This is a genomic window from Cupriavidus sp. 86D6, from assembly GCF_057815095.1.
Map to the genome: position 1 here is coordinate 86,312 of NZ_JBYPSB010000018.1, position 21,882 is coordinate 108,193.

The 21,882-nt window shown below is 62.1% G+C and carries 24 protein-coding genes; 10 read left to right on the top strand and 14 right to left on the bottom strand.

Going from position 1 to position 21,882, the window contains the following annotated elements; genetic code table 11:
• Positions 1-41: 41 nt before the first annotated feature.
• Entirely contained in the window at positions 42-1,151 is a 1,110-nt protein-coding gene (locus tag AC3G88_RS26245; protein ID WP_488894166.1) for an LLM class flavin-dependent oxidoreductase, read from the bottom strand.
• A gap of 24 nt (positions 1,152-1,175) precedes the next feature.
• Entirely contained in the window at positions 1,176-2,546 is a 1,371-nt protein-coding gene (locus AC3G88_RS26250) for an LLM class flavin-dependent oxidoreductase (RefSeq protein ID WP_488894167.1), read from the bottom strand.
• 298 nt (positions 2,547-2,844) lie between these two features.
• Between AC3G88_RS26250 and AC3G88_RS26255 the strand changes: the two genes are divergently transcribed.
• The 4 genes from AC3G88_RS26255 (at position 2,845) to AC3G88_RS26270 (ending at position 5,871) form a co-directional block, all read left to right on the top strand.
• Positions 2,845-3,825, top strand: coding sequence for a taurine ABC transporter substrate-binding protein (locus AC3G88_RS26255; protein ID WP_488894168.1), 981 nt, complete (start codon positions 2,845-2,847; stop codon positions 3,823-3,825).
• Between the two features lie 17 nt (positions 3,826-3,842).
• Positions 3,843-4,604: an ABC transporter permease gene (locus AC3G88_RS26260; RefSeq protein WP_488894169.1), complete on the top strand. Its 762-nt coding sequence runs from the start codon at positions 3,843-3,845 to the stop codon at positions 4,602-4,604.
• Position 4,605: 1 nt separating this feature from the next.
• A complete protein-coding gene (locus AC3G88_RS26265) occupies positions 4,606-5,394 on the top strand; it encodes an ABC transporter ATP-binding protein (protein ID WP_488894170.1) in 789 nt (262 codons plus the stop codon).
• Positions 5,395-5,586: 192 nt separating this feature from the next.
• On the top strand, positions 5,587-5,871 hold the full coding sequence (locus AC3G88_RS26270) for a hypothetical protein (protein ID WP_488894171.1): 285 nt from the start codon (positions 5,587-5,589) through the stop codon (positions 5,869-5,871).
• A 44-nt stretch (positions 5,872-5,915) separates the two neighbouring features.
• Here the strand turns inward: AC3G88_RS26270 and AC3G88_RS26275 are convergent, their stop codons facing one another.
• The 6 genes from AC3G88_RS26275 to AC3G88_RS26300 form a co-directional block, all read right to left on the bottom strand.
• Positions 5,916-6,194 carry a translation initiation factor 1 gene (locus AC3G88_RS26275; protein WP_488894172.1) on the bottom strand — a complete coding sequence of 93 codons (279 nt, stop codon included), beginning with the start codon at positions 6,192-6,194 and terminating at the stop codon, positions 5,916-5,918.
• Positions 6,191-6,412 (bottom strand): translation initiation factor IF-1, encoded by a 222-nt coding sequence (gene infA / locus AC3G88_RS26280; protein WP_474226665.1) that lies wholly within the window; start codon positions 6,410-6,412, stop codon positions 6,191-6,193. The genes AC3G88_RS26275 and infA overlap by 4 nt, the downstream gene beginning before the upstream one ends.
• A 27-nt stretch (positions 6,413-6,439) precedes the next feature.
• Entirely contained in the window at positions 6,440-6,703 is a 264-nt protein-coding gene (locus AC3G88_RS26285) for an isochorismatase (RefSeq protein ID WP_488894173.1), read from the bottom strand.
• Between the two features lie 537 nt (positions 6,704-7,240).
• Positions 7,241-7,450 carry a hypothetical protein gene (locus tag AC3G88_RS26290; protein WP_488894174.1) on the bottom strand — a complete coding sequence of 70 codons (210 nt, stop codon included), beginning with the start codon at positions 7,448-7,450 and terminating at the stop codon, positions 7,241-7,243.
• Positions 7,438-7,686, bottom strand: a complete 249-nt coding sequence (locus AC3G88_RS26295; protein WP_488894175.1) for a helix-turn-helix domain-containing protein — start codon at positions 7,684-7,686, stop codon at positions 7,438-7,440. Before AC3G88_RS26295 ends, AC3G88_RS26290 begins: the two co-directional genes overlap by 13 nt.
• A 222-nt stretch (positions 7,687-7,908) precedes the next feature.
• Entirely contained in the window at positions 7,909-8,166 is a 258-nt protein-coding gene (locus AC3G88_RS26300; protein WP_487524063.1) for a hypothetical protein, read from the bottom strand.
• A 479-nt stretch (positions 8,167-8,645) separates the two neighbouring features.
• Between AC3G88_RS26300 and AC3G88_RS26305 the strand changes: the two genes are divergently transcribed.
• The 4 genes from AC3G88_RS26305 (at position 8,646) to AC3G88_RS26320 (ending at position 13,723) form a co-directional block, all read left to right on the top strand.
• Entirely contained in the window at positions 8,646-10,106 is a 1,461-nt protein-coding gene (locus AC3G88_RS26305; protein ID WP_488894176.1) for a PQQ-dependent sugar dehydrogenase, read from the top strand.
• A 206-nt stretch (positions 10,107-10,312) separates the two neighbouring features.
• The gene (locus tag AC3G88_RS26310) at positions 10,313-10,876 is read left to right on the top strand and encodes a histone H1 (RefSeq protein WP_488894177.1); all 564 of its coding nucleotides are present in this window, start codon (positions 10,313-10,315) and stop codon (positions 10,874-10,876) included.
• Between the two features lie 342 nt (positions 10,877-11,218).
• Positions 11,219-12,511 (top strand): phospholipase D-like domain-containing protein, encoded by a 1,293-nt coding sequence (locus AC3G88_RS26315; RefSeq protein WP_488894178.1) that lies wholly within the window; start codon positions 11,219-11,221, stop codon positions 12,509-12,511.
• Between the two features lie 135 nt (positions 12,512-12,646).
• A complete protein-coding gene (locus tag AC3G88_RS26320; RefSeq protein ID WP_488894179.1) occupies positions 12,647-13,723 on the top strand; it encodes an AraC family transcriptional regulator in 1,077 nt (358 codons plus the stop codon).
• Here the strand turns inward: AC3G88_RS26320 and AC3G88_RS26325 are convergent.
• From AC3G88_RS26325 to AC3G88_RS26340, 4 genes are all read right to left on the bottom strand, one after another.
• Positions 13,710-14,684: a quinone oxidoreductase family protein gene (locus AC3G88_RS26325; RefSeq protein WP_488894180.1), complete on the bottom strand. Its 975-nt coding sequence runs from the start codon at positions 14,682-14,684 to the stop codon at positions 13,710-13,712. The genes AC3G88_RS26320 and AC3G88_RS26325 overlap by 14 nt on opposite strands.
• A 16-nt stretch (positions 14,685-14,700) precedes the next feature.
• On the bottom strand, positions 14,701-15,696 hold the full coding sequence (locus tag AC3G88_RS26330) for a tripartite tricarboxylate transporter substrate binding protein (protein WP_488894181.1): 996 nt from the start codon (positions 15,694-15,696) through the stop codon (positions 14,701-14,703).
• Between the two features lie 57 nt (positions 15,697-15,753).
• Positions 15,754-16,812, bottom strand: coding sequence for a beta-keto acid cleavage family enzyme (locus AC3G88_RS26335; protein ID WP_488894182.1), 1,059 nt, complete (start codon positions 16,810-16,812; stop codon positions 15,754-15,756).
• 67 nt (positions 16,813-16,879) lie between these two features.
• Positions 16,880-17,725 (bottom strand): TauD/TfdA dioxygenase family protein, encoded by an 846-nt coding sequence (locus tag AC3G88_RS26340; RefSeq protein ID WP_488894183.1) that lies wholly within the window; start codon positions 17,723-17,725, stop codon positions 16,880-16,882.
• A gap of 595 nt (positions 17,726-18,320) precedes the next feature.
• Here AC3G88_RS26340 and rpoD point away from each other — a divergent pair.
• Positions 18,321-20,180, top strand: coding sequence for an RNA polymerase sigma factor RpoD (gene rpoD, locus AC3G88_RS26345; protein WP_488894189.1), 1,860 nt, complete (start codon positions 18,321-18,323; stop codon positions 20,178-20,180).
• Between the two features lie 144 nt (positions 20,181-20,324).
• A complete protein-coding gene (locus AC3G88_RS26350) occupies positions 20,325-20,729 on the top strand; it encodes a hypothetical protein (protein WP_488894184.1) in 405 nt (134 codons plus the stop codon).
• A gap of 18 nt (positions 20,730-20,747) precedes the next feature.
• Here AC3G88_RS26350 and AC3G88_RS26355 read toward each other — a convergent pair whose 3' ends face one another.
• Both AC3G88_RS26355 and AC3G88_RS26360 read right to left on the bottom strand, forming a co-directional pair.
• On the bottom strand, positions 20,748-21,218 hold the full coding sequence (locus AC3G88_RS26355; protein ID WP_488894190.1) for an RES family NAD+ phosphorylase: 471 nt from the start codon (positions 21,216-21,218) through the stop codon (positions 20,748-20,750).
• Positions 21,215-21,670, bottom strand: coding sequence for an Xre family toxin-antitoxin system antitoxin (locus tag AC3G88_RS26360; protein ID WP_488894185.1), 456 nt, complete (start codon positions 21,668-21,670; stop codon positions 21,215-21,217). The genes AC3G88_RS26355 and AC3G88_RS26360 overlap by 4 nt, the downstream gene beginning before the upstream one ends.
• Positions 21,671-21,882: the final 212 nt, after the last annotated feature.

Genomic DNA, 21,882 nt, shown 5'->3' on the forward strand with positions numbered 1-21,882 from the left:
TAGCCGCTCTGGTGATAAGCGGCCGGTGGCTCGGAACGATGTCAGGCCGCGTGGTGGTGCTGCTGTGCGTCGATCTGCCGTGCACCGTCGCGCAGCAACGGAATCAGCGCACGGCCGAACTCGACAGCATCGGTACGCGGATCGAATCCCCGAAACAAGAAGCCGCTGATGCCTGCGCGGTAGTACTCCAGAATCGATTCCGCCACCTGTGTGGCCGTGCCGACGATCGCGGTGGTGTTGCCGGGGGCGTTGGTGGCCTTTGCCACGCCCATGAACAGCCGCTTATCGAGCACGTCGCCCTGCGCGGCCTGTCGCAGCAGGCGGCGCGAGCCTTCGTTCTCCGCACTGGCGGACGGCGTATGGCCGCCAAACACACGGGAAGCCGGGCTCCATAGTCCGACATCCCGGGTCGCTTGCTCGATCTCGCGCGCGCGTTGCCACGCTTCATGCTCCGTCGCCCCGAGAATCACCCGGATGGAGATGCTGAACCGGGGACTGCGCCCGAGCGGCCGCGCCGCATCGCGCACGGATGCTGTCAGCTCCCTGGCGCCGTCGAGTGACTCGCCCCACAGCGCGAAAATATCGGCGCGTCGGGCCGCAACGGCGATGGCAGGTTCCGATGCGCCACCGAACGAGATGGGGATGGCTGCCTGCAAGGGCTTGAGTTCCGAGAAGGCATTCTCAAAGCGGTAATGCGTGCCTTCGTGGCTGAACGGTTCACGGCGGGTCCAGACGTTGTGAAGGATTTCGAGGTATTCGTCCGTGCGGGCATAGCGGTCGTCATGCTCAAGATAGTCACCATCGCGGCGCTGTTCGGCGTTACGCCCGCCTGTGATCATATGGATCAGCAGGCGCCCGCCCGTGTAATGATCCAGTGTGGCGAGTTTGCGAGCCGCCAGGGTGGGCGAGAGGAAGCCGGGCCGATGTGCCAGCAGGAACTTCAACCGCTTGGTGACGCCTGCCGCCCGGGCGGTCGTCAGGAAGTTGTCGGCCCAGCCGGAGTTGTGCGGCAGCAGTACCCCGTCGAAATCCGCCGCTTCATGCTCGCGGGCGCGCTGCTCGATGTGAGCGATATCGAAGGCTGGCCCTTCCGCCGGGATGACTTCTGAAAACAGACGCGGGTAGAGCGTCCCATACAGTTCTACAGGCATTGTGCGTCTCCGGTGAGAATGGCGTCAGATCGAGGCCGTTCGCGGCACCTTCGGAGCCAGGGTCGCCGGATGTGGCGGCCGCTTCAGCCCAAGGTGATCGCGCAGGGTGGTGCCCGTGTACTCGGTGCGGAACAGGCCCCGACGGCGCAGTTCAGGCAGCACCAGGCGGATGAAGTCATGCAGGCCGCCCGGCAGAAACGGCGCCATGATGTTGTATCCGTCCGCGCCATATCGTTGGAACCGCTCCTCGAGCTGGTCGGCGATTTGCGTGGCGGTGCCCACCAGCTGCCAGTGACCGCGCGCACCGGCCACCCGCTGGTATAGCTGGCGGATGGTGAGGTTTTCGCGGCGCGCGAGGTCCACCACCAGCCGCTGGCGGCTTTTGGTGCCGTTGGTTTCGGGCAGATCCGGAATCGGGCCGTCGAGCGGATATGAGGACAGGTCAAAGCCGCCGGTCAGGTTCGACACCAGCGTCAATCCCACCACCGGATCGATCAGCGCCTGCAGTTGTTCAAATTTCTCCTGTGCTTCGGCTTCCGAATCCGCGACCACCGGGAACACCCCCGGCATGATCTTCAGATCGTCGGGCGTCCGGCCGTGACGGGCCAACCGCGACTTGAGGTCGGCATAGAACGCCACGGCCTCGTCAAGCGTCTGCTGCGCGGTGAACACGACCTCACCGCAGCGCGCGGCCAGTTCCTTGCCGGCTTCCGACGATCCGGCCTGGACGACGACAGGGTGTCCCTGTGGCGGCCGCGAAACATTGAGCGGCCCCCGTACCTGGAAATGCTCGCCCTTGTGGTGCAGGACGTGGCGCTTGTCGCGTTCGAAGTAGATGCCGGCAGCCTTGTCGCGCACGAAGGCGTCGTCTTCCCAGCTATCCCATAGCCCTGCCACGACGTCCACGAATTCGGTGGCGCGCGCGTAGCGATCGGCGTGCAGCAGGTTGTCGTCACGGTTGAAGTTGCGGGCTTCGTGATCGTTGCCCGTGGTGACCACGTTCCAGCCGGCGCGGCCGCCGGACAAGTGGTCGAGCGACGCGAACTTTCGGGCGACGTGATACGGCTCGTTGAACGACGTCGACGCTGTCGCCACCAGGCCGATGCGGTCGGTCACGACCGACAGCGCCGACAGCAACGTGATGGGTTCGAACTGCGCCTGATAGTTGTGGGCCACCCGGCTCAGGAATTCGACGTTGTCCCCGCGCGTGCCGACGCCGTCGGCCAGGAAGACCAGATCGAACTTGGCGGCTTCCGCTGCACGGGCAAGGTCTGCATAGAAGCGAAGATCCGTGCCACCATCGGCCTGCGCCTGGGGATGCCGCCACGCGGCGATGTGATGGCCCGAGGGGTACAGGAAGGCCCCCAGGCTCAATTGACCGGTACGTTGCGACATGTCTGGAGAGGTCTGGCACGAAAGAGTCTCTCAGCGTAACCAATCTCGGTCGCATGACTAAGCTCGAATACCGCATTTCGATACCGCTGTCAGCCTTTGATGGATATTCGAATTTAAACCGGAGGCTCAGGAGCGGCGATCTGCATTGCATATGCGTCAGGGTGGCTTTTCCATATCCGTAATCGGTCGTTTGTGCGGGAGGCGTTGCCGCCTAACATGGCCGTCCTGTCTATGGAACCCTTCCACCGCGATGCGCAAATCCCTACAAATACTCCTGTTTTCGGGTCTGGCCCTGGCCATGTCCACTGGCAACGCGGCAGAGCCTCTGCCAAAGGAAGTGCGCATCGCCTACAGTGGCGGCGCGCAGCTTATCGTCAACGCCAAGGTCGATGGGTCGCTGGAAAAAGCGTTGGGCGCGCCGGTCAAGTGGGTGCAATTCGGTACGGGTGCCGATGTGCTGAACCTGTTTGCGAGCAACAGCGTCGACATTGCCAACTTCGGGTCGAGCCCAACCGTCTCGGCCATCGTCCGCAAGCTACCGATCGAGCTTGCCGGCATTTCTGCGGACATCGCCACGTATGAGCGCCTGGTAGGCCGCAAGGCCAAGAACATTCATGCGTTGCAGGACCTGGCTGGCCACACGGTGGGCTATCCGCCGAACTCCACGGCGCAATATGCGCTGGATACGGCTATCCAGCTCAACAAGATCGATCGGTCGAAAATCCGGTTCGTGCCGCTCAAGCCGGATGAGCTGGTGGCCGCATGGCGACGCGGCGACATCGATGCCGGCTACGTATGGGCGCCATTCAACTCTACGCTGGAAGCCAATGGCGGGCAGCCGGTGTTCTATACCAAGGACCTGAAGAAAGACGGCTACCTGATCTTCAACGGCATTTCAGTGAGCAAGGCGTTTGGCGAAAAGCACCCGGAGCTCGTGGCCAAGCTATTGCTGGTGCTGGAGCAGCAGGTAGCCAACTATCGCCGCAACCCGGACGCCGTGGCCGAAGCCATTGCCAAGGAACTGGGCGCCACGCCGGCGGCGGTGAAGGAATCGATCAACGGTAACAACTATCCATCCATCGAGGAGCAACTGAAGCCTCAGTGGCTGGGTGACGGCAGCAACACCGACCAGACAGTGCTGGCGGGTGCCGTGCGAAAGACGGCGGAGTTCCTGGGCAGTATCGACCAGATTCGCCGCACCGACATCCCGGCGTCTTTCTCGGCGTCAATCAATCCCCGCTATCTGAAGCTGGCCGAACAACTGAAGGCGGCGAAGTAGCCGTGGCGTCGTGTCGTATGCGTCAGGGTGCGGTCAGTGCCCTGGCGGTGATTGCCGTGCTGGGACTTTGGCAGATTGCGGGTGGATCGGGCTGGGTCGATACGCTGTTCCTTCCACCGCCGAGCGAATTGCTTGGGACGCTGGCTGACCTGTGGCAACACGGGTATGGGCAGATGCCGCTGGCGCGCCATATCGGCATCAGTCTGGCACGCGCAATGTCGGCGTTTGTGATGGCCGTGGTGATTGGTGTGCCGCTTGGACTGGCGATGGGGCTACATAGCGGACTCAACGCAGCGCTGAATCCGTTTGTCCAGTTCCTGCGCCCGCTGCCCAAGATCGCACTGATTCCGCTGACGATCGTCTGGCTCGGCATCGACGAGGCCTCGAAGTTCTTCCTGATCTTCATCGCCACGTTTCTAAACGTACTGGTGGGGGCTGCCGCGGCTGTGCAAGGGGTGCCGCAGGGCTATGTCCGCGTGGCGCAAACACTGGGGCTGGGCCGCCGGCAGATTTTCTGGCGCGTGGTATTTCCCCATTGCGCGGCGGACCTGTTCACGACGGTCCGGTTGTCGGTAGGCATCGGATGGACGGCGCTGGTGGCCGCGGAGCTGGTGGCTTCCACGTCCGGCGTGGGCTGGATGATCATTAATGCGGGGTCCTACCTGCGTACCGATGTCGTGATGATCGGCATCGTCATTCTCGGACTTATCGGATACGCCCTGGACGTGGCGCTGGTGGCGTTGCAACGGGCCATCGTTCCCTGGACGGGCAAGACTTGACATGGCAGACATTGCTCTAGAACGCGTGACGTTCGCTTTTGGTTCGTCTCGAGCGGCACAGCTCCCGGTGTTGCAGGACGTGAGCCTGCAGGTGGAGCGCGGCGAATTCGTGGTTCTGCTGGGCCCGTCAGGCTGCGGAAAGTCGACGATTCTGAACCTGATGGCTGGTTTCGAGACGCCACAGCAGGGACGAATCCTGAGCCAGGATCGGCTCGTGACCGGACCGTCGCCATCGCGTGGCATGGTGTTCCAGCAGCCGCTGCTGTACCCGTGGCTTTCTGTCTTTGACAACGTAACGTTTGGGCCGCGCATGCAGGGGTTGCCGGAATCGGATTGGCGCCCGCGCGCGACCGAACTGCTGCAGCAAATGGGGTTGCAGCGCCATCACGACGCAAGCCCATGGGAACTTTCTGGCGGCATGAAGCAGCGCGTCGCGCTGGCCCGGGCGTGGATCATGCGCCCGGAAGTGTTATTGATGGATGAACCATTCGGGGCACTGGACGCGCAGACACGGTCGCTGATGCAGGAACTGCTGTTGGAAACCTGGCGCCGCCTACGCACGACCGTGGTCTTCGTCACGCACGATGTTGACGAGGCCATCCTGCTTGGTACTCGAATCGTGGTCATGTCGGCACGGCCCGGACGTATCCGGGAGCAAATCAACGTCCCCGTCGCGGCTGGCCCCCGGGATGCCGAGGTATTGGCGTCAGACCCGGTATGCCGCAACATCAAGGCGCACGCGCTCCATCTCGTACGTGATGAAGCGCGGCGCCATCTGGCAGTCCAGTAGCCGGGATAGAAGACGGCCGTGGGCTCTCCAAGAACCCTGACCGTTGCAGAGCGACCCAAATCGGCAGCTCTTCCCTGCTGAAATGCATCACATAGCGCCACTGCCAGAGCGGATGTGGAACTGGCATGCAAATAACTGACTATTGAGTGTCCAACAAGCGTAGAGTGGGAAGCTAACTCGTGGGAGCAGCAAGTGGACAACAATCCGGCGGCAAGCAGTAGGGGCTTCGACATTTATCCCTTGGTCTACAACGTGCAGCACCCTCGCGTGTGGCATCAACGTCGACCCGATCGCGCCTACAGCGCTTCCGTAGTGATTTGTCGAGAAGGGGAGAAGCCGACTGACCTCGTTAGCAGGGTGTTCCGTGTGCCCGACGAGAACTGGACAGAAATGGGGGCCGCCAAGCGCGCTGCCGTGCGCCGCGGCGAAGACATCATCGCGGGCCTCGTGCCTGACGCATCGCTTGCCGGTATCTGACCTCGTCGAACGTTCGCCGAAGTGGATACGATGGCTGCGCCCGGTCAGATCCCGAAATGCGGATCGCCGTACTTGATCAGTAGCGCTTCGATTTGCGATATGTCCGCCGCGAGTGGATTGCGCTCTTCCACAACTCGCGAAGGGCCTCCGTACGTCGCATTGACATGTCGTCGCACGGTCATGACGACAACATCAGGCAATGGCACGTCGACTGCAGGCCAGGGCGTATGGCGGTAGCTGCCTGTAGCCCAACCGGCAGGCGTGAGATGCATTTTTTCCCACTCGTCGTTGATGGAGATCTTAGTGTCTCCCTTGATAATCAAGACTTGTGGCGATAGTTGATGCGACCCTTCGTCAGGTCATACGGCGACATTTCCAATGTGACACGATCTCCTGCGAGTACGCGTATGCGGTTCTTTTTTAGCCGGCCTGAGGAATAGGCCCAGACCGTGAAGCCGTTTTCCAGTATGACGCGAAAGCGGTTGTCCGGAAGCACTTCCGAGACCCTGCCACCAAACTCCACCAGTTCTTCTTTAGCCATGTACGCCTCGATAAATGCTACGTTTTTTCACGCGAGTGGTGTAGAGAGGTACGCGCGGCGCAGCCCATAAGATTGCGGTTGCAAATGCGCGACCGCGCGGTTGCCGGCGTAGCGAGCCGCCTGCTTGGCCTTTGACTCCGAGCCATAGGTCCTATGGCGCATCGAAACGTTTGCGACGACGCGTTCAGCGCCGTCTCGATACTCGGAAATCATGTAGTTCGCGAACCACAGACCAGGTTCTTGCTGAATCGGGAAGACGGAAACGGTGAAGGGGGTGTATTCGTAACTCAAATTGTTCTCGGTTATGCAACACGGCGAACGTGTACTAAAAAGTGTCGAGTCATGTTGACTGCCACCGGTGCCGTGGTGCTGGTAGTGAAAAAACGGATGGCGCCGCCGAAGCTTCGTTTTCGTGGAAGCAAAGAGGGGCGAAGACGCAATCGAGACCGTACTTTCGCAAGTCAGCGCTTTCTGTACATACGCTGGCTGCGGTGCGGCTCTGCCGCTGGTCGAATAGGTTAGGGCAAGAGGCTACCCATAGAATCCGGTGTACACCGGAGTGGCCGATAACGCTCTTCTAGTCATGATGTCGCTTCGGCGCGCGGCTATCGAACTTTGTCGACAGCGGTGACATCGTAACACCTTTGATCGAAATCCGCTGCGGCGGCGATCAATGCCTTCCGATGTGAACTTCCTTTTTCAGCGCGTTAGCGGAATTCTGGACGCACCATCCCGTTCTCAATGGCGCCCGGAACGACACATGGGGCAAGAATCTTTAATTGACCGCGTACGAAGGGTCCCGCAGCAACGAAGATCGAGCCAGTCTAATCAGGTTCCTAGTTGATGAAAAAATCCCACGCCACCGCAGAAGAGACCATGCGGGCCGTGCGGGACGGCGGCACTATCGTGGCCATTGGCGCGGCGTCCGGCAGCCCCCTCGAAGTTCCGGCAGAACTGGCGGTCCGAGGCATCCAGATCAAAAGCGGCGGAACACCTCAGTTCGTCAAGGGCACCACCATCGGCGATCAGACCGCGCATGCGGGATTCCAGGCCGGGAGGAAGCTGTCGATTGCTGCTGCGCCCACGCTTGCGAGAACCCACCCACAAGGCCCGTCCTCGCGATATCGGAGCGCCAGCCGTTCGATCTGTCGTCGCGACAGGCCAAGCTTCTCGGCCGAACGCCAGATCGGCAGGCCTTGTTCGACCACGGCCTGAATCACCTTGAATCGGTCGAGTTCGCGCATCGTCATCGTGATGGACTCGGGCATTGGCATGGCGGCCTCCGGTCTCGGATAGACGGAAAGCCGCCAGCATGCCAGTCCTGGCAAGGGGGTACGACATTTCTATTTGGCCTAAGTACGACAAATCTAATTGGCCCTGACATCAACTTTGGCAAGAATAAAGATTATGTTCAATCATATCTATCGGTTCGTGCCAGGTCAGCACTCTGCAGTGCCCACTCGCCAACGGCGTCGTCGATCTGTGCCAGCCGAGTGCTAGATCAGCTCTCGGTAAAGCGCCGATAGCGATTCGCTGCCCCCAACGCCGTCGCGCCACATACGCGCGGCAAAGGCGTCTTCGAATTCCTCGCTGCCCTCTTCGAACATTTCATAGACGCTGTCGTGTGACAGCCCTTCTTCGAGCACCTTTAGCGCCGCGGCGACTGCCTGCTGCGCGCGCTGCGGAAGCCGTGGCTGGAGCGATTTCAGGGCCTCGATCTCGGCGTGTACCTGTTCGTCTGTTTTCCTGGGCATGTCCATCTCCTTGAGTCGCCCTCATCTATTTCAGGGCTGGCGTCGCCCAACGGCTTGTGCCGGTTCTGTCGATACAGACTACCACTTTCAAAGTGCCTCACTACCGACACAGGCTGTACGCGGCGGATGGTAGAAGGCGCGATCGCCGTTGTAAAAGTCACCGATCCGGCGCGGCTCGCCGTCGATACCTGGTCGCCAGCATCGTGAGCCGCTACCGTTTCAACCAAGCGGACGAACTGCCATGCTTGACGGTGCCGTAAGCCAGAACATGCCAAAGATGGCTTGGGTGCGTGCTAACGCCGGCTCACGGAGCATTGGCACAGTGGCATCCAGCCCAGGGTTGACGCAGGTGCCATCCTTATCTCTCCGGCTTGGCGCCTGGCAGGTTCCTTGCTCAATCCCATCGCCGCGAACGCGGCGAGCTTCGACGGCAGGGTGGCCGGCGTAGCGTGCTGCCACAAGCATCCAGGGAGCGAGTCATGGCTGACCGATTTCAGTGGGTAGCGTCTATTCTTCTGGCCGGATGCCTGGTCGCCCTTTCGGCGTGCGGCGGCGACGGCTCGGGCAGCGGCAGTACAGACGGATCTGGCACGGGCGCCAGTCCAGGCAGTGGCACGGCGTCGCTCGCCCTGACAGTCTCAGGGTTGCCCTCGGGCACCGACGCCAACGTGTCGGTCACCGGGCCGGCGGACTTTAGACGGACAGTGAGCCGGGCCACTACCCTCGCGAACCTCGCCGCCGGCACCTACACGATCACGGCAGGCAATGTGTTGAATGGCAATGCCGTCTTCAAGCCGGCACAGTCCACGCAGCTGGTCACTGTCAGCGCAGACAAGGCCTCGTCAGTCAATGTGACATACACCGCCCCGGAAACGCTGCGCTTGTCCTTGGCCACGGTAGCGAACGGACTCGACGCCCCCATCTATCTGACAGCACCCACAAACGATACGCGATTGTTTGTCGTCGAACGTGCCGGCCGGATCCGGGTGATTCGCAACGGCGTGCTTCTGGGCACGCCGTTTCTTGACATCTCGTCGCTGACGTCGACCGACGGCGAACGGGGGCTGCTCTCCATGGCCTTCGACCCCGGCTACGGATCCAATGGCCGGTTTTTTGTCTACTACACGGCAAGCGATGGGGCCATCACGGTGGCCCGCTATCAGGTGTCGACGACTGATGCCGATATCGCCGACACGAATGGGACCGTACTCCTCTCCATTCCGCATCCGGGCCAGTCAAATCACAATGGGGGACAGTTGTCGTTTGGACCCGATGGCATGTTGTACCTGGCCACCGGCGACGGAGGCGGCGCCAATGACCCCGCTGGCAATGCCCAGAACACAGGCTCTTTGTTGGGCAAGATGCTGCGCATCGACGTGAGCGGAAGCGGTTATCGCGTGCCCCCGGAAAATCCCTTTGCCTCCGGATCGGGTGGCCGCCCGGAAATCTGGGCGCGCGGTCTGCGTAACCCGTGGCGCTTTTCGTTTGACACGAGCGGATTGATCTATATCGCTGACGTCGGACAGGATGCTCGGGAAGAAGTCAATATCATCCCGGCTACGACACCCGGGCTGAACTTCGGCTGGGCGCGTGTGGAAGGGTCGGTATGCGTGGGCGCTTCAATGTGCGACAAGACCGGGCTGACACCGCCCGCGTTCGAGTACGACCACGCCGACGGGCGGTGCGCCATCCTGGGCGGCTTTGTCTACCGTGGAAATGCCGTCCCGGAGATCAATGGCCGCTATTTCTACACGGATCTTTGCGCGGGCCGGCTGAAGAGCCTTGTGTATCGAGACGGCACCGTGAATGAATCGATTGACTGGTCTTTGCCGCTGCCTGGGACGGTGTACTCGTTCGGCAAGGATGCCGCGGGCGAGCTCTATGTGCTGGCGGAAACCAGCACCGGAGGACAGGTATTGCGCGTGCAGCGTGGTCAATGACTGCGAGACGTTCAGCTCGAATTGCGTTCGCACGACTCCCACGTGACACCGCCTCCGGGAATCTCGCGCGTCTTCGCCGATCCGCCTGCTGATGCGAAAACCGTTGTTGTCTTTTGACGAGTAAATCTGCCGCGTGCATGGCCTCCGCAACTTTTCGCTGATACACTCCGCCCCCGTCGAAAACCAATTTTACGGAGTTTGCCAACATGGCCATCAAGAAAGTCGCAGCAACTGCAGTGAAACGCGTAACCAGGAAAGCTGTTGCAACGCCCGCGAAGAAGGCAAGCGTCATCGCCCGCGAAGTGAAGGCTGCCGAAAAGCAGCTGGCGAAGTTCCGCGCAGATCTGGCCAAGCAAGTTGCGGCTGGCAAGAAGGCCATCGTCCAGGCAGCTGCCGACCTGAAGAAGCTGAAGGAATCGGCACGCGCCGCGATCGCAGCGGAAAAGGCCGCCGCCAAGGAAAAGCTTGCCGCCACGAAGGAAAAGGCTGCAGCCGCCAAGGCCAAAGCGAAGGCCAAGGCCAAGCCCGCAGTGAAGGCTTCCCCGGCAAAGAAGGCCGCCAAGCCGCAAGCTGTGAAGGCGGTCAAGACGGCAAAGGCTGCGAAGCCGGCCAAGGAAGTGAAGTCCGCTAAGGCAGTAAAGGCGCCCAAGGCCGCCGCACGCAAGCCCGCGGCGAAGCCGGTTGCGAAAGTCGTTCGTGCCAAGGCCGCCAGCGTGAAGTCGTCGGCAGCGCCCGCGCCGGCACAAGTTGCTACCCCTGCATCGGCCTAAGCGCGCGATGCCCTGCGCATTGCGCAGGGCAAGAGGTTAGCCCTCGCACTTCTCGCACGAGATGCGAGCCGGACCGAAACAGCCCGATCGGCTTTAAGTGGATCGGGCTGTTTTCTTTTGCTTGGCCGATCCCTGTGCGTACTGAAGCGGAACGAGCAATGGCGGGCGCCGACATGGAAGTTGAGCACCTTGCATGGCGGCTAATTGCATTTTTTGGGCGTAACAAGACAGGCCAATCACGCGATACCCCCCTCGCCCCTTGTGTCAGACAGTGTCCGGTGCCGGAGCGAGCCATGCCCCTCTAAGCTATTCCCAAAACACGAACAGAGGCCGGGAGGTGGTATGTCCTTCATTCGCATCAGGCGTAGCACGGCCTGGGTCGCTGTCGTCGTCTGCCTGCTGACGGCGCTGGGCGCCGTCGTGGCCTATAACTTCGTTGGCAGCGAGAAACGCATCGAGCACCGGCTCACCCGCGAATATTCCCTCGATGACCCGCGCTTTGCGCGCGAACTCGGCGTACTGCTCGGCCCTCCTATTCTCGAAGGCAATCGTTACCGCGTTCTGCTCAATGGCGACGAGATCTTCCCCTCGATGCTGGCTGCCATTCGCAGCGCCAAAGAGACCATTAACTTCGAGTCGTATATCTATTGGTCTGGCCCGATCGGCGAGGAGTTTGCGCGCGCCCTGTCCGAACGGGCTGAACAAGGCGTGGCTGTAAAGGTTCTGCTCGACTGGGTAGGCAGCTCGAAAATCGACCCTACTATTCTCGACCAGATGAAGCGGGCCGGTGTCCAGGTCGAGCGATACCACCCGATCCACTGGTATACGATCGGCAAGCTCAACAACCGTACCCATCGCAAGCTCCTGATCGTAGATGGCATGGTGGGTTTTACTGGCGGGGTTGGCATCGCCCCGGAGTGGACCGGACACGCCGAGGACCCGCAGCACTGGCGCGACACGCATTTCCGCGTCGAGGGACCGGTCGTCGGGCAAATGCAGTCCGTCTTCCTGGACAACTGGATCAAGGTGACCGGGGACGTGCCACATGGCGAGCGATATTTTCCGGCCCTGGCCCCGGTCGGTGACGGTCGCGCCCAGATGTTCAGCAGTTCGCCTACTGGCGGCAGTGAAAGCATGGCGCTCATGTATCTGCTCGCCATCACTGCGGCAAGCCACACCATCGACCTGTCGGCGGCGTATTTCGTACCCGATGACCTGACCCGCAAGGCCTTGCTCGCCGCCCTGAAGCGCGGCGTCCGACTGAGAATCATCGTCCCGGGCGCGCACATCGATGCCGAGACGTCCAAGTCGGCGTCCCGCGGTATGTGGGGCCCGCTTCTGGCAGCCGGCGCAACCATTGCCGAGTACGGCCCCACCATGTATCACTGCAAGGTGCTCATCGTGGACGGATTGCTGGTGTCCGTGGGCTCGACGAACTTCGACAATCGCTCGTTCCGCCTCAATGACGAAGCCACCCTCAATATTCTGGACCGGGAGTTTGCCGCCCAGCAGACCAGGATTTTCGAAGACGATCTTGCCCGTTCGCGTCCGGTCTCATTCGAATCGTGGAAAAACCGCCCATGGCGCGAGAAGTTGTCGGACCGCCTGACCGCGTTGCTGAGATCCCAGCTATGACGACGACTCGGGGTGGTGGCCAACAGAGGCTTGTCTTCGTCTGGCCGCGTCCAGTCGATGGCCTGCACCGCGCGTGTGAGCCGGACACCGAGTTGATGCATACTCGTTTCCGTCCGACCACGTGGAGTTCACGCCATGTCAAATGTAGGGCGGCTCGTCCGCAGTGCCACGCTCAACGGCTACATCGAGCTGGTGGAGTCGCTTGGCCAGGATCCCGTGGCCTTGCTGCGCGCGGCTGGCCTGTCGGCACGGCTCCTGAAGAATCCCGAGACCCTCATTCCGAGCAGCGCCCTGCGTGAACTGCTGGAAGCCACCGTCAACGCCACCGGCAGGGAAGATTTTGCGTTGCAGATGGCCGCCCGCCGCACGTTCTCCAACCTGGGGCCGATCAGCCTGGTGTTGAAGGAAGCGCCCTCTCCAAGGCAGGGGCTCGACACGCTATGCCGTTACCTGAAGCTGCTGAGCACGTCCCTCGTCACGCATGTGGAAGATGTCGGCCAGACGGTGATCATTCGGGAAGATTTGCTGCCAAGTCCCGGTTACGCGACCCGCCAGGCCATGGAATTGGCCGTCGGCATGATGTTTCGCATCCTGCGCGAGCTGATCGGTCCGCAGTGGCGTCCGCTGCAGGTCTGCTTTACCCATCGCCCCCCGGCCAGCCTGACTGCCCACCAGACATTCTTTGGCCGCAAGCCAATGTTTAATCAGCCGTTCAATGGCCTGGTGTGCGCAAGCGCCGATCTGCAGAAGCCCCGCACGCCGGACCATTCGGGGGCCACACAACTTGCGCGAGACTACCTGGAAGCCGCCCTCAGGAACCGTGGCGAAGGGACGCGCGAATCTTGCCGGGAGCTCATCATGGCGCTGCTGCCCGGCGGGCGTTGCACGGCACAGCAGGTCGCGCGCCATCTGCGGGTGGATCGGCGCACGCTGCATCGGTATCTGAGCGCCGATGGCCAGACGACGTTCTCCGGCCTGCTGGACGAGGTCCGTTCGGAACTGGTGATCCGGCATCTGGCCGAGAGCGACCAGCCGATTGGCGAAATCGCCAGCCTGCTGGGTTTTTCGAACCAAAGTAGCTTCAGCCATTGGTTTCGGGCGGAGTTTGGCTGCAGCGTCACGCAATGGCGGCGGCAGCAGCCCCCGGGCCCGGGATCTCCCATCGCCACGACTGGCCGCCGCCGCCCCGCTCCCGCCCTCAGTCGGCCGTAAGGACAACCTTTCCCATATGCTCGCTGCGTGCGAGATATGCATACGCGTCTGCGATGGCGTCCAGGGAAAACGTCCTGTCGATGGGCAAGCGGAGGCCCCCCGCGCGGAAATGCGACAGAAGATCCCGCGCGCACGCCTGGATGCAGGCGAGGCGTTCGGACTCCGTGCGTGTGCGAAACGTGGCACCGATCAGCTTGAGTCGATTCAGCCAAAGCCGGTTGATGTCGGTTCGCCCGAACTGGCCGCCTCCCAGCCGCGCGAGGTTCACCAGTCGTCCCTTCACGGCAAGGCAGCTGACGTTGTCTTCGAAAACCGTGCCGCCGATGGTGTCAATGATGACATCCACACCCCGGCGGTCCGTAGCCGCCATGATGGCCTCGTGCTGATCTTCGCGCGACGCGTCGATACCCACGTCGGCACCGAACGCCGCCAGGCGCTCCAGCTTGTGCGCGGACCGCGACGAGACGATGACGCGTCCCGCACCCAAGGCTTTCGCTGTCATCGTGGCCGCCATGCCGACGCCGCCCGACGCACCGTTGATCAACACGGTTTCGCCCGGTTTCAGCTCCCCATTACTCACCAGCGCATCGTGGGCCGTGATGAACACGTTGGGAAACGCCGCCGCTTCGACCCATGACACGTCGTCGGGCACTGGCATCAGCGCGAAGGGGGATGCCACCACGTACTGGGCATGGCAGCCCCGGCCATGCCCCATCACCCTGTCGCCTGGCCGCCACCCCTCGACCTTGTCGCCGACTTCCACCACTTCGCCGGCAAACTCCACGCCAGCGGTCATCGGGTCGCCCGTCTGATGCTCACGCATATACTTGATCTCGCCCAGATTGATGCCCGACGCGCGAACGCGAATCAGCACCTCCTGGCTGCCCGGAGTGGGCACGTCGATGTCCTCGATGACCAGCAGGCCACCTTCGGCACCCGGCCATACACGTGCTGCTCTCATTGTCTGTGCTCCCGCATCATTGCGCCGTGAAATGCATGGCGCGGAGTAACTTGCCCTGGCGCTCATAAGACGCGCGAACATCCGCGGCCAATTCTTCCGGGGTGGCTGCCGTGCCGGCCTCCATGCCAAGATCCTGGATCCTGCGTCGCAGTTCGGGGGACTGCAGGGCGGTGTGAATCGCGTCGCGCAGCTTCGCGGCGACGGCCGGCGGCACGCCGGACGCGGACCATAGCCCCATCCAGCCCACCTCATTGAGTTCGGGGTAGCCGAGTTCGGCGAACGTCGGCACGTTGGGGAGCGCCGATATCCGGTTCGGAAAGGCGACCGCGTAGGCGCGCAACTTTCCCGACTGGATGAACGGCAACGACGTAGCAGGACCATCGAACATCAGTGGCACCTGCCCGCCCATGACGTCCTGCAGCGCCGGGGGCGACCCCTTGTAGCTCACGGCACCGGTCTCAAGACCTGCCAGCTGGTTGAACTGCACGCCAATCGTCTGGCCACGCAGACCAATGCCAAAGTTCGCATAGTCCAGTTTGCCCGGATTGGCCTTGATATGGCGGACCAACTCCGCCAGGTTTTTTGCAGGCAGCGCCGGGTTGCCGACCAGTATCAGTCCCTGCCGCGTCAGCTGCGCAAGGGGCACGATGTCGCGAAACGGGTCGTAGGACACCTTGATGGCCAGCGGCACTTCCGACGCAATACCCTTCTGGATCAGCAGGAAGGTGTAGCCATCGCGCGGTGCCGACAGCATGGACTGGACCGCGATCGTGCCGGCGGCGCCCGACTTGTAGTCGACGATCACCGGTTGCCCGAGCGGGCGCTGCAAGGCGTGTGCGAGCAGGCGCGCGATGATGTCTGCCGTGCCGCCCGGTGGCGCGCCCACCAGAATCCGCACCGGCTTCGTTGGCCAGTCGGCCGCATGGACGGCAGTTGCGGCGGCGAGCAGCGCCGCACCAAGCGCGGCCGCCCGCCTGAGGGCGCGGCGCGCCCGGATGGTTCTGTGTTGCATGACGGTCTCCTGATCATCGGCTTCGTCTTCTCACTGTGTCCAGTCATTGCGTTCTAGTCATTGCGTTTTGCGCAGGAAACCCTGGCTACCCCCGTTGCGGTTCGGCGCGAAGCCATTGGCTTGCAGGGACGTCTCGACGGAATCGTGGAACACACCGATCTGGCAGATCTCGCGCGCCTGCCTGGCGGTTGCGATCTCGCGGCCCATCTCGCGCGCAATGCGAACCAATTGCTCGATTTGACTGACGGTGCCTTGCTTGGCCGTACGCTGTGGGTTCCAGAGGACGTCCTCGGTGCCACAGCGCACGTGCAGTCCCATCGCAATACCCATCACGTTGACCGGCAGCACGTTCCGCACGTTGCTTTCGACCGTGACCACCGCGCCGTCCGGCACGGCACGCATGAAGTTCGCCAGGCTATAGATGCTGGGTGTGTCCATGCCGCCGCCGATGGCAACCCAGTTCAGGACGAGCGGGCCCTTGTAGAACCCCCGGCGCATCAGGCGCTCGACCGACTCGAAGCTGTTGATGTTGTAGCACTGGAACTGGCTCTGAATCCCGGCCGCCGTCAGACGCCGCACATGTTCCTCGACCCACCCTGGATTGGCAGGGACGGTCATATTCTTGTATGCATTGAACAGCGCCGTGTCCTCGCGCGAGGTGCCGCGGAAGTCGGCATCTTCGGCATGGTCGGTGACGTTCATCTGCGCCGTGTTGACCGTCACTGTGACTTGATCTGGCCGGGGATCCAGGTCCGCCAGCATGTGGCGGGTATCATCGGACAGCCATTTGGCGGCCTGCCCTTCATCTTCGGGGGCGAACGAGATGGATCCCCCTACCTGAATGATCATCTCTGGCACCGCCTCGCGGACACCGGCGATCAGTTCGTTGAACTTGGACAGCCGCTTGCTACCCTTGCCGTCGAGCTCGCGCACGTGCAAGTGCAGCACCGTCGCGCCGGCTCGATAGCAATCCACGGCTTTCTGAATCTGTTCGTCCATGGTGAGCGGGATATCTTCGGGAAAGTCCGAAGGCAGCCAGCCTGGTGCGTAAGGTGCGGCGGTAATGATCAGAGGCGGCTGGTTTTCGGGAAACAGGTGACCGTCGAGAAAATGCATGTCGATGCTCCAGGTAATGGCTTCCGGGACGCCAGGATGCGTCAGGGCACTTGAGCGCGCCGTCGGTTCAATAGGGGATGTCGCCCACGATGCCGGCGCGTTCCATCTTGCGCGGCGCAGGCCAGTAGTCGTTCAGCGCGTAGTGCTGCGTGCACCGGTTGTCCCAGACGGCGACATCGCCTTGTTGCCAGGACCAACGCACCTGGTACTCGGGAATGGTGGCGCGACTGATCAGGTAGTTGAGCAGCAAGGCAGCGCCCGGTGCCTTGTCGATGCCGTGACGCACATTGGCCGGCGTGCTGTAGTTGGTGAAGTGCGTGGTGAAGCCCGCTCCAACGAACAGGATCTTCTCGCCCGTTTCGGGATGGGTGCGCACCACCGGATGTTCGACGGAAGGATGTTCTTCGACCAGCTTTGCCCGCGCCTCCGCGGTCATGACGGCACCGAAGCTGTGCTCGATGCTCGCCCTCGCGCGCAGGCCGATGATCTTCTGCCGGATATCTTCGGAGAGTTCCTCGTAGGCCTTGACCATGTTGACCCAGATGGTGTCGCCGCCAATCTCGGGGCATTCGATGCAGCGCAGTACCGCACCCATGGCGGGATTGGGACGCCACAGGCCATCACAGTGGTAATTGTTCTCGTAGCTGTGTGGGTTGTCGCTCCGGTAGATGCGCACGAGTCCCGGATGCTCCGGGTCGCTGCCCGCTACCGGGTGGTCTTCCAGCTGGCCGAAGCGGCCGGCGAACGCCACATGCTCGGCGCGGGTGATCGCCTGGCGGCGGAAGAACAGCACCTTGTGCGCAAGGAGCGCGCGCTTGATTGCCGCAAAAAGCGCCGGATCGCGCGACGCGTCGCCCAGATGTACGCCAGAAATCTCGGCGCCGATAGCCGGAGTGATTTGCCTGATCTTCATTGTCCTGTCTCCTGCAGTCCGCGAATCCGCGGGTGGTTTCACGGTGTTCCGTGCAACCAGTATCTGCAGCGCCCGGCGATCCGACTTGCCTGAGTGGGACATTCATTTGCTTTTTTGGGACAGCATGGAGTTGGCGTCTCCTGCGCGCCAAAAGTAGTTGTAGGCGGTGGCGCTATCCCGTCGTGTGGTGTCGAAGTATCTACAGGTAGCGCGCATCGTGCGCATCTGGCCGGCGCGACAACGCCTCGGCACATATTGCACCGCAACACCGCGACCAGTATCATGCGCGATTCAAATTTTTTGCGCACACTGGTGGCTGCGGGAAGCATGCTAGTCTCGACAGTCCGGCTGCCGGTCTGCAATGCCCTCCACGATGGGTCAGCAGGCCCAACGCCAGTGTCATCGCCGCGGCAATCGTCGGCCATCTGCCCAGGAGCACGTATTGACTCATCCGGATCGCGACCTTGAACCGTCCAGCTTGAACCCGGCCGGTGCGAAGCCCTCCCGCCGCCGGCCCGCAGGCAAGAGCCAGGCCGCTGGCCCGCTGTCGGACAAGGCGTCCATCGCCCGACAGGACGCAGAGCGTCAGGGCCAGATGCGCGCGCTGATCGCGCTCGGCCGTGAACGCGGGTATCTCACGCATGCGGATATCAACGACCATCTGCCGGACAATGTGACGCCGGCGGCGATGGACACCATCGTCAGCACGTTCAGCGACATGGGCGTAGCCGTGTACGAACAGGCGCCGGATGCCGAGACGCTCCTGTTGAACGACGCCGCCACGACGACGCCTGACGACCAGGCCGATGAGGAAGCGGAAGCGACACTCTCGACCGTCGATTCGGAATTTGGTCGCACCACGGATCCCGTCCGGCTGTATATGCGCGAGATGGGTGGCAGCGAATTGCTGACCCGCGCCGGCGAGATCGCCGTTGCCAAGCGCATCGAGAGCGGCCTGCAGGACATGATCCAGGCTATCGCCGCGTGTCCTTCCGTCGTCTCCATGATCCTGGCCGATGTGGACCGCATCATCGCTGGCGAACTGCGCATCGACGAACTGGTCGACGGCATCAGCGAACCCACCGATGGCGACGCCACGGGCGATGGCGACATCTCCGATGACGCCGCGGCCGTTGCCGACGATGCGGACACCGACGCCTCGGACGACGCCGAGGAGGCGTCCGACGATGAAGACGAGGACGCGGGTGGCGGCGATTCTGAAAAAGCGAACACTGCCCGTCTTGAACAGCTGACGACCGACAGCTTGGCCATTTTTGCACGCGTCCGTGCGCTGTTCGAACAGCTCCCCGAGGGCCCCGTCACAGGCGAGGCCCGCGCCGCCGCCATTGCGCGCGTGCGCGAGGACATCCAGCGCGAACTGGCGCCGATCCGCTTCACGGCCAAAATGATCGACAGCCTGTGCGCCAGCGTGCACAACAAGGTAGCCGAGGTGCGGACCATCGAGCGCAGCATTCTGGATATCGCCGTCGAACGGTGCGGAATGCCGCGTGAGGCCTTTATCCAGTCCTTTCCGGGCAACGAAACCGACCTGGAATGGACACATCGCGCCGCGGCGACGTCGCAACAGTTTGGCCCGGCGCTCGAACGGCATCTACCTGCCATTCAGGCCGGCCAGCAGAAACTGATCGACATCGAAGCCACGGTCGCGCTGCCGCTGCAGCAACTCAAGCAGATCAACCGCCAGATGAGCGCCGCCGAGCTGAAAATGCGGCAGGCCAAGCGGGAAATGATCGAAGCCAACCTGCGGCTCGTCATTTCCATCGCCAAGAAGTACGTGAACCGGGGGATGATGTTCCTGGACTTGATTCAGGAGGGCAACATCGGCCTGATGAAGGCGGTGGACAAGTTCGAATACCGGCGCGGCTGGAAATTCTCCACGTACGCCACCTGGTGGGTCCGTCAGGCCGTGACGCGGGCGCTCGCCGACCAGGCGCGTACGATTCGGGTACCGGTCCACATGATCGAATCCATCAACAAACTCAACCGCATCTCGCGCGAGATCCTGCAGCAGACCGGGAAGGAACCCGACCCGGCGGTCCTCGCGGAACGCATGGAGTTGTCCGAGGAAAAGGTACGGGGGATGCTCAAGATTGCGCGGCAGCCCATTTCACTTGAAACTCCGGTGGGTGAAGAGGGCGACACGACGCTCGGCGACATGATCGAGGATGACGCGGTGAGCTCACCGGCTGACGCCGCCATCATGGCCGGGCTGCGCGCACAGATCGACTCGGCCCTCAATGAGCTGTCGCCGCGCGAGGCGAAGGTCCTTCGGATGCGGTTTGGCCTCGACACGAGCATGGAGCACACGCTGGAAGAAGTCGGCAAGCAATTCGACGTGACCCGCGAGCGCATCCGTCAGATTGAAGCCAAGGCCATGCGCAAGCTCAAGCATCCCAGCCGGGCTGACAAGCTCAGGGCATTTCTCGACCGTTGAGCGAAGGCGGCGCCTCCGCCGTTGGGGCCCCGAGCACGGAACGTCCCGCACAAGCATCCAGGAGCCGGGCCCGAATTTCGGGCCCGCATTTTTTTGGTACCATCCTGCCGCAAAACCAGCACGCATACTCGGGCACGCGGCACTATGGACAAGAAAAACGGTTGGACGGTGAGATTTCTAACGATTCCGGCGGCAACAGCCTGCTTGCTGTCGGTGGCCTGCACGACAACAGCGCCGTCCCATACCGGTCCCAATACTGGTCGCCAACTATCGACCTACGATATGTCGACGGAATATGCGACCGAGTACTCGCCGGACGGGTTCACATTGCTGGTCTACCACAGATATCAGCAATTCACGATGCTACGCAGCACCGCGGCGGCCGAGTGCAAGGCGGCGGCCGGCAATGTGGCGACGAGCGTTGCCGATCGTTGGAACCGGAAGCTCGCGCCCGTGGACGACAGTCGCGTGGAGCTGACCACCAGTCGGAATTGGCTGGGCAAGATCACCGCATGTTCCGCGAAAGTACCGGTTGTCTGGGAACGCTGAGCCGGACCCATACCGACTTCAAGACCGCGGTTCCGACAGTAACGACAGAATGCGCGGATCATGCTCGACCCGCTGCGCTTCAACGATCCGCGCCTTCGTCACGTCAGGGTGAGCCGGATTGAAGAGATAGTTCGACGCGTAGGGCACCAGGACACTCGGCACCTTCAGGAGCAGACTGGATCGGACGGAGAGCCATTCGGTCCCGGCGTTTTTCGACCAACTCGCGTCTTCCTTCCAGTTTTGTGGCAGGTCCGGGATGTTGGCCACCGCCACTGCGTCATCAATCTCGACTTTCAAGAGTTGATAGTTCGTGGGAAGGTCCTCGATCCGCGACACTTCGTGGTGAACCAGCACCTCGAGGAACGCTAGTGCCGGATGCTCGGCCAGGTACACAACGGGCTGGCCCGGGAAATGCCAGCGCCCTCCCGCCCGCAATCCGCCAACACCTTTGAGATCGGCATAGTTACTGATTCGCCAAAGGATCATCAGGCAAAGTACCCCTCGTCGATCTGCACCAATTGCTCCTCGACAAGGTGGGCACCCTGCTCGGTTCCGGCCAACGACAACGGGGCGATGCCGCCGAGCCGCTGCTGCCTGGACCGCAGCCAACGCAGACCGCGCTCCATGTCGCCAAAGGTGTTGGCAGCCTGAGCCAGGATCCGGGCGAGGCGAATAGCCTTGTCCGATTCTTCGACGGTAAGGGATTGGCCTTTTTCACGGCGATGACTGAGCGTCCGGCGGGGAATGATGAACGTGATCTCTTCCCACGACAGACCGGCCTCCAGCAGACGCTCCAGAATATCGACCGGGAGCCGATCGTTGGCCAGGGTGGCAAGGTCCGCCCCCGTGCGCACTTTTGTGCTCAAAAAAACACTTAATCGATCGAGGTAACGCTCGTAAGGCGCTTGCGCGCCCGTAGGGCGGAAGGCAATGGTCTGCATGGCGGGCTCCGGCATTTGCCACCATGATAGTGGCAAATTGCCAAAGAGACAATCGCTTAGCAAGAGCGGGCCGCGATATCTCTCCGGGCGACGCCAGTTCCGCTAGGGCTGCGTTTCACGCCCGCCAAAGCAAAACCCCCAAGCTTTAAGGGCTTGGGGGTTCTGGGTATAAGAGCCTGGCGATGACCTACTTTCACACGGGTAGTCCGCAC

Coding starts and splice junctions, on each gene's coding strand:
- AC3G88_RS26350 (WP_488894184.1), top strand. CDS start 20,325: ATGGACAAGAAAAACGGTTGGACGGTGAGATTTCTAACGATTCCGGCG.
- AC3G88_RS26300 (WP_487524063.1), bottom strand. CDS start 8,166: ATGCCCAGGAAAACAGACGAACAGGTACACGCCGAGATCGAGGCCCTG.
- AC3G88_RS26360 (WP_488894185.1), bottom strand. CDS start 21,670: ATGCAGACCATTGCCTTCCGCCCTACGGGCGCGCAAGCGCCTTACGAG.
- AC3G88_RS26335 (WP_488894182.1), bottom strand. CDS start 16,812: ATGCATTTTCTCGACGGTCACCTGTTTCCCGAAAACCAGCCGCCTCTG.
- AC3G88_RS26340 (WP_488894183.1), bottom strand. CDS start 17,725: ATGAAGATCAGGCAAATCACTCCGGCTATCGGCGCCGAGATTTCTGGC.
- AC3G88_RS26255 (WP_488894168.1), top strand. CDS start 2,845: ATGTCCACTGGCAACGCGGCAGAGCCTCTGCCAAAGGAAGTGCGCATC.
- AC3G88_RS26265 (WP_488894170.1), top strand. CDS start 4,606: ATGGCAGACATTGCTCTAGAACGCGTGACGTTCGCTTTTGGTTCGTCT.
- AC3G88_RS26245 (WP_488894166.1), bottom strand. CDS start 1,151: ATGCCTGTAGAACTGTATGGGACGCTCTACCCGCGTCTGTTTTCAGAA.
- infA (WP_474226665.1), bottom strand. CDS start 6,412: ATGGCTAAAGAAGAACTGGTGGAGTTTGGTGGCAGGGTCTCGGAAGTG.
- AC3G88_RS26290 (WP_488894174.1), bottom strand. CDS start 7,450: ATGCGCGGTCTGATCGCCGATGGTGGTGCCCTTGACGAACTGAGGTGT.
- AC3G88_RS26250 (WP_488894167.1), bottom strand. CDS start 2,546: ATGTCGCAACGTACCGGTCAATTGAGCCTGGGGGCCTTCCTGTACCCC.
- AC3G88_RS26315 (WP_488894178.1), top strand. CDS start 11,219: ATGTCCTTCATTCGCATCAGGCGTAGCACGGCCTGGGTCGCTGTCGTC.
- AC3G88_RS26305 (WP_488894176.1), top strand. CDS start 8,646: ATGGCTGACCGATTTCAGTGGGTAGCGTCTATTCTTCTGGCCGGATGC.
- AC3G88_RS26310 (WP_488894177.1), top strand. CDS start 10,313: ATGGCCATCAAGAAAGTCGCAGCAACTGCAGTGAAACGCGTAACCAGG.
- AC3G88_RS26325 (WP_488894180.1), bottom strand. CDS start 14,684: ATGAGAGCAGCACGTGTATGGCCGGGTGCCGAAGGTGGCCTGCTGGTC.
- AC3G88_RS26330 (WP_488894181.1), bottom strand. CDS start 15,696: ATGCAACACAGAACCATCCGGGCGCGCCGCGCCCTCAGGCGGGCGGCC.
- AC3G88_RS26320 (WP_488894179.1), top strand. CDS start 12,647: ATGTCAAATGTAGGGCGGCTCGTCCGCAGTGCCACGCTCAACGGCTAC.
- rpoD (WP_488894189.1), top strand. CDS start 18,321: ATGCGCGCGCTGATCGCGCTCGGCCGTGAACGCGGGTATCTCACGCAT.
- AC3G88_RS26295 (WP_488894175.1), bottom strand. CDS start 7,686: ATGCCAATGCCCGAGTCCATCACGATGACGATGCGCGAACTCGACCGA.
- AC3G88_RS26260 (WP_488894169.1), top strand. CDS start 3,843: ATGCGTCAGGGTGCGGTCAGTGCCCTGGCGGTGATTGCCGTGCTGGGA.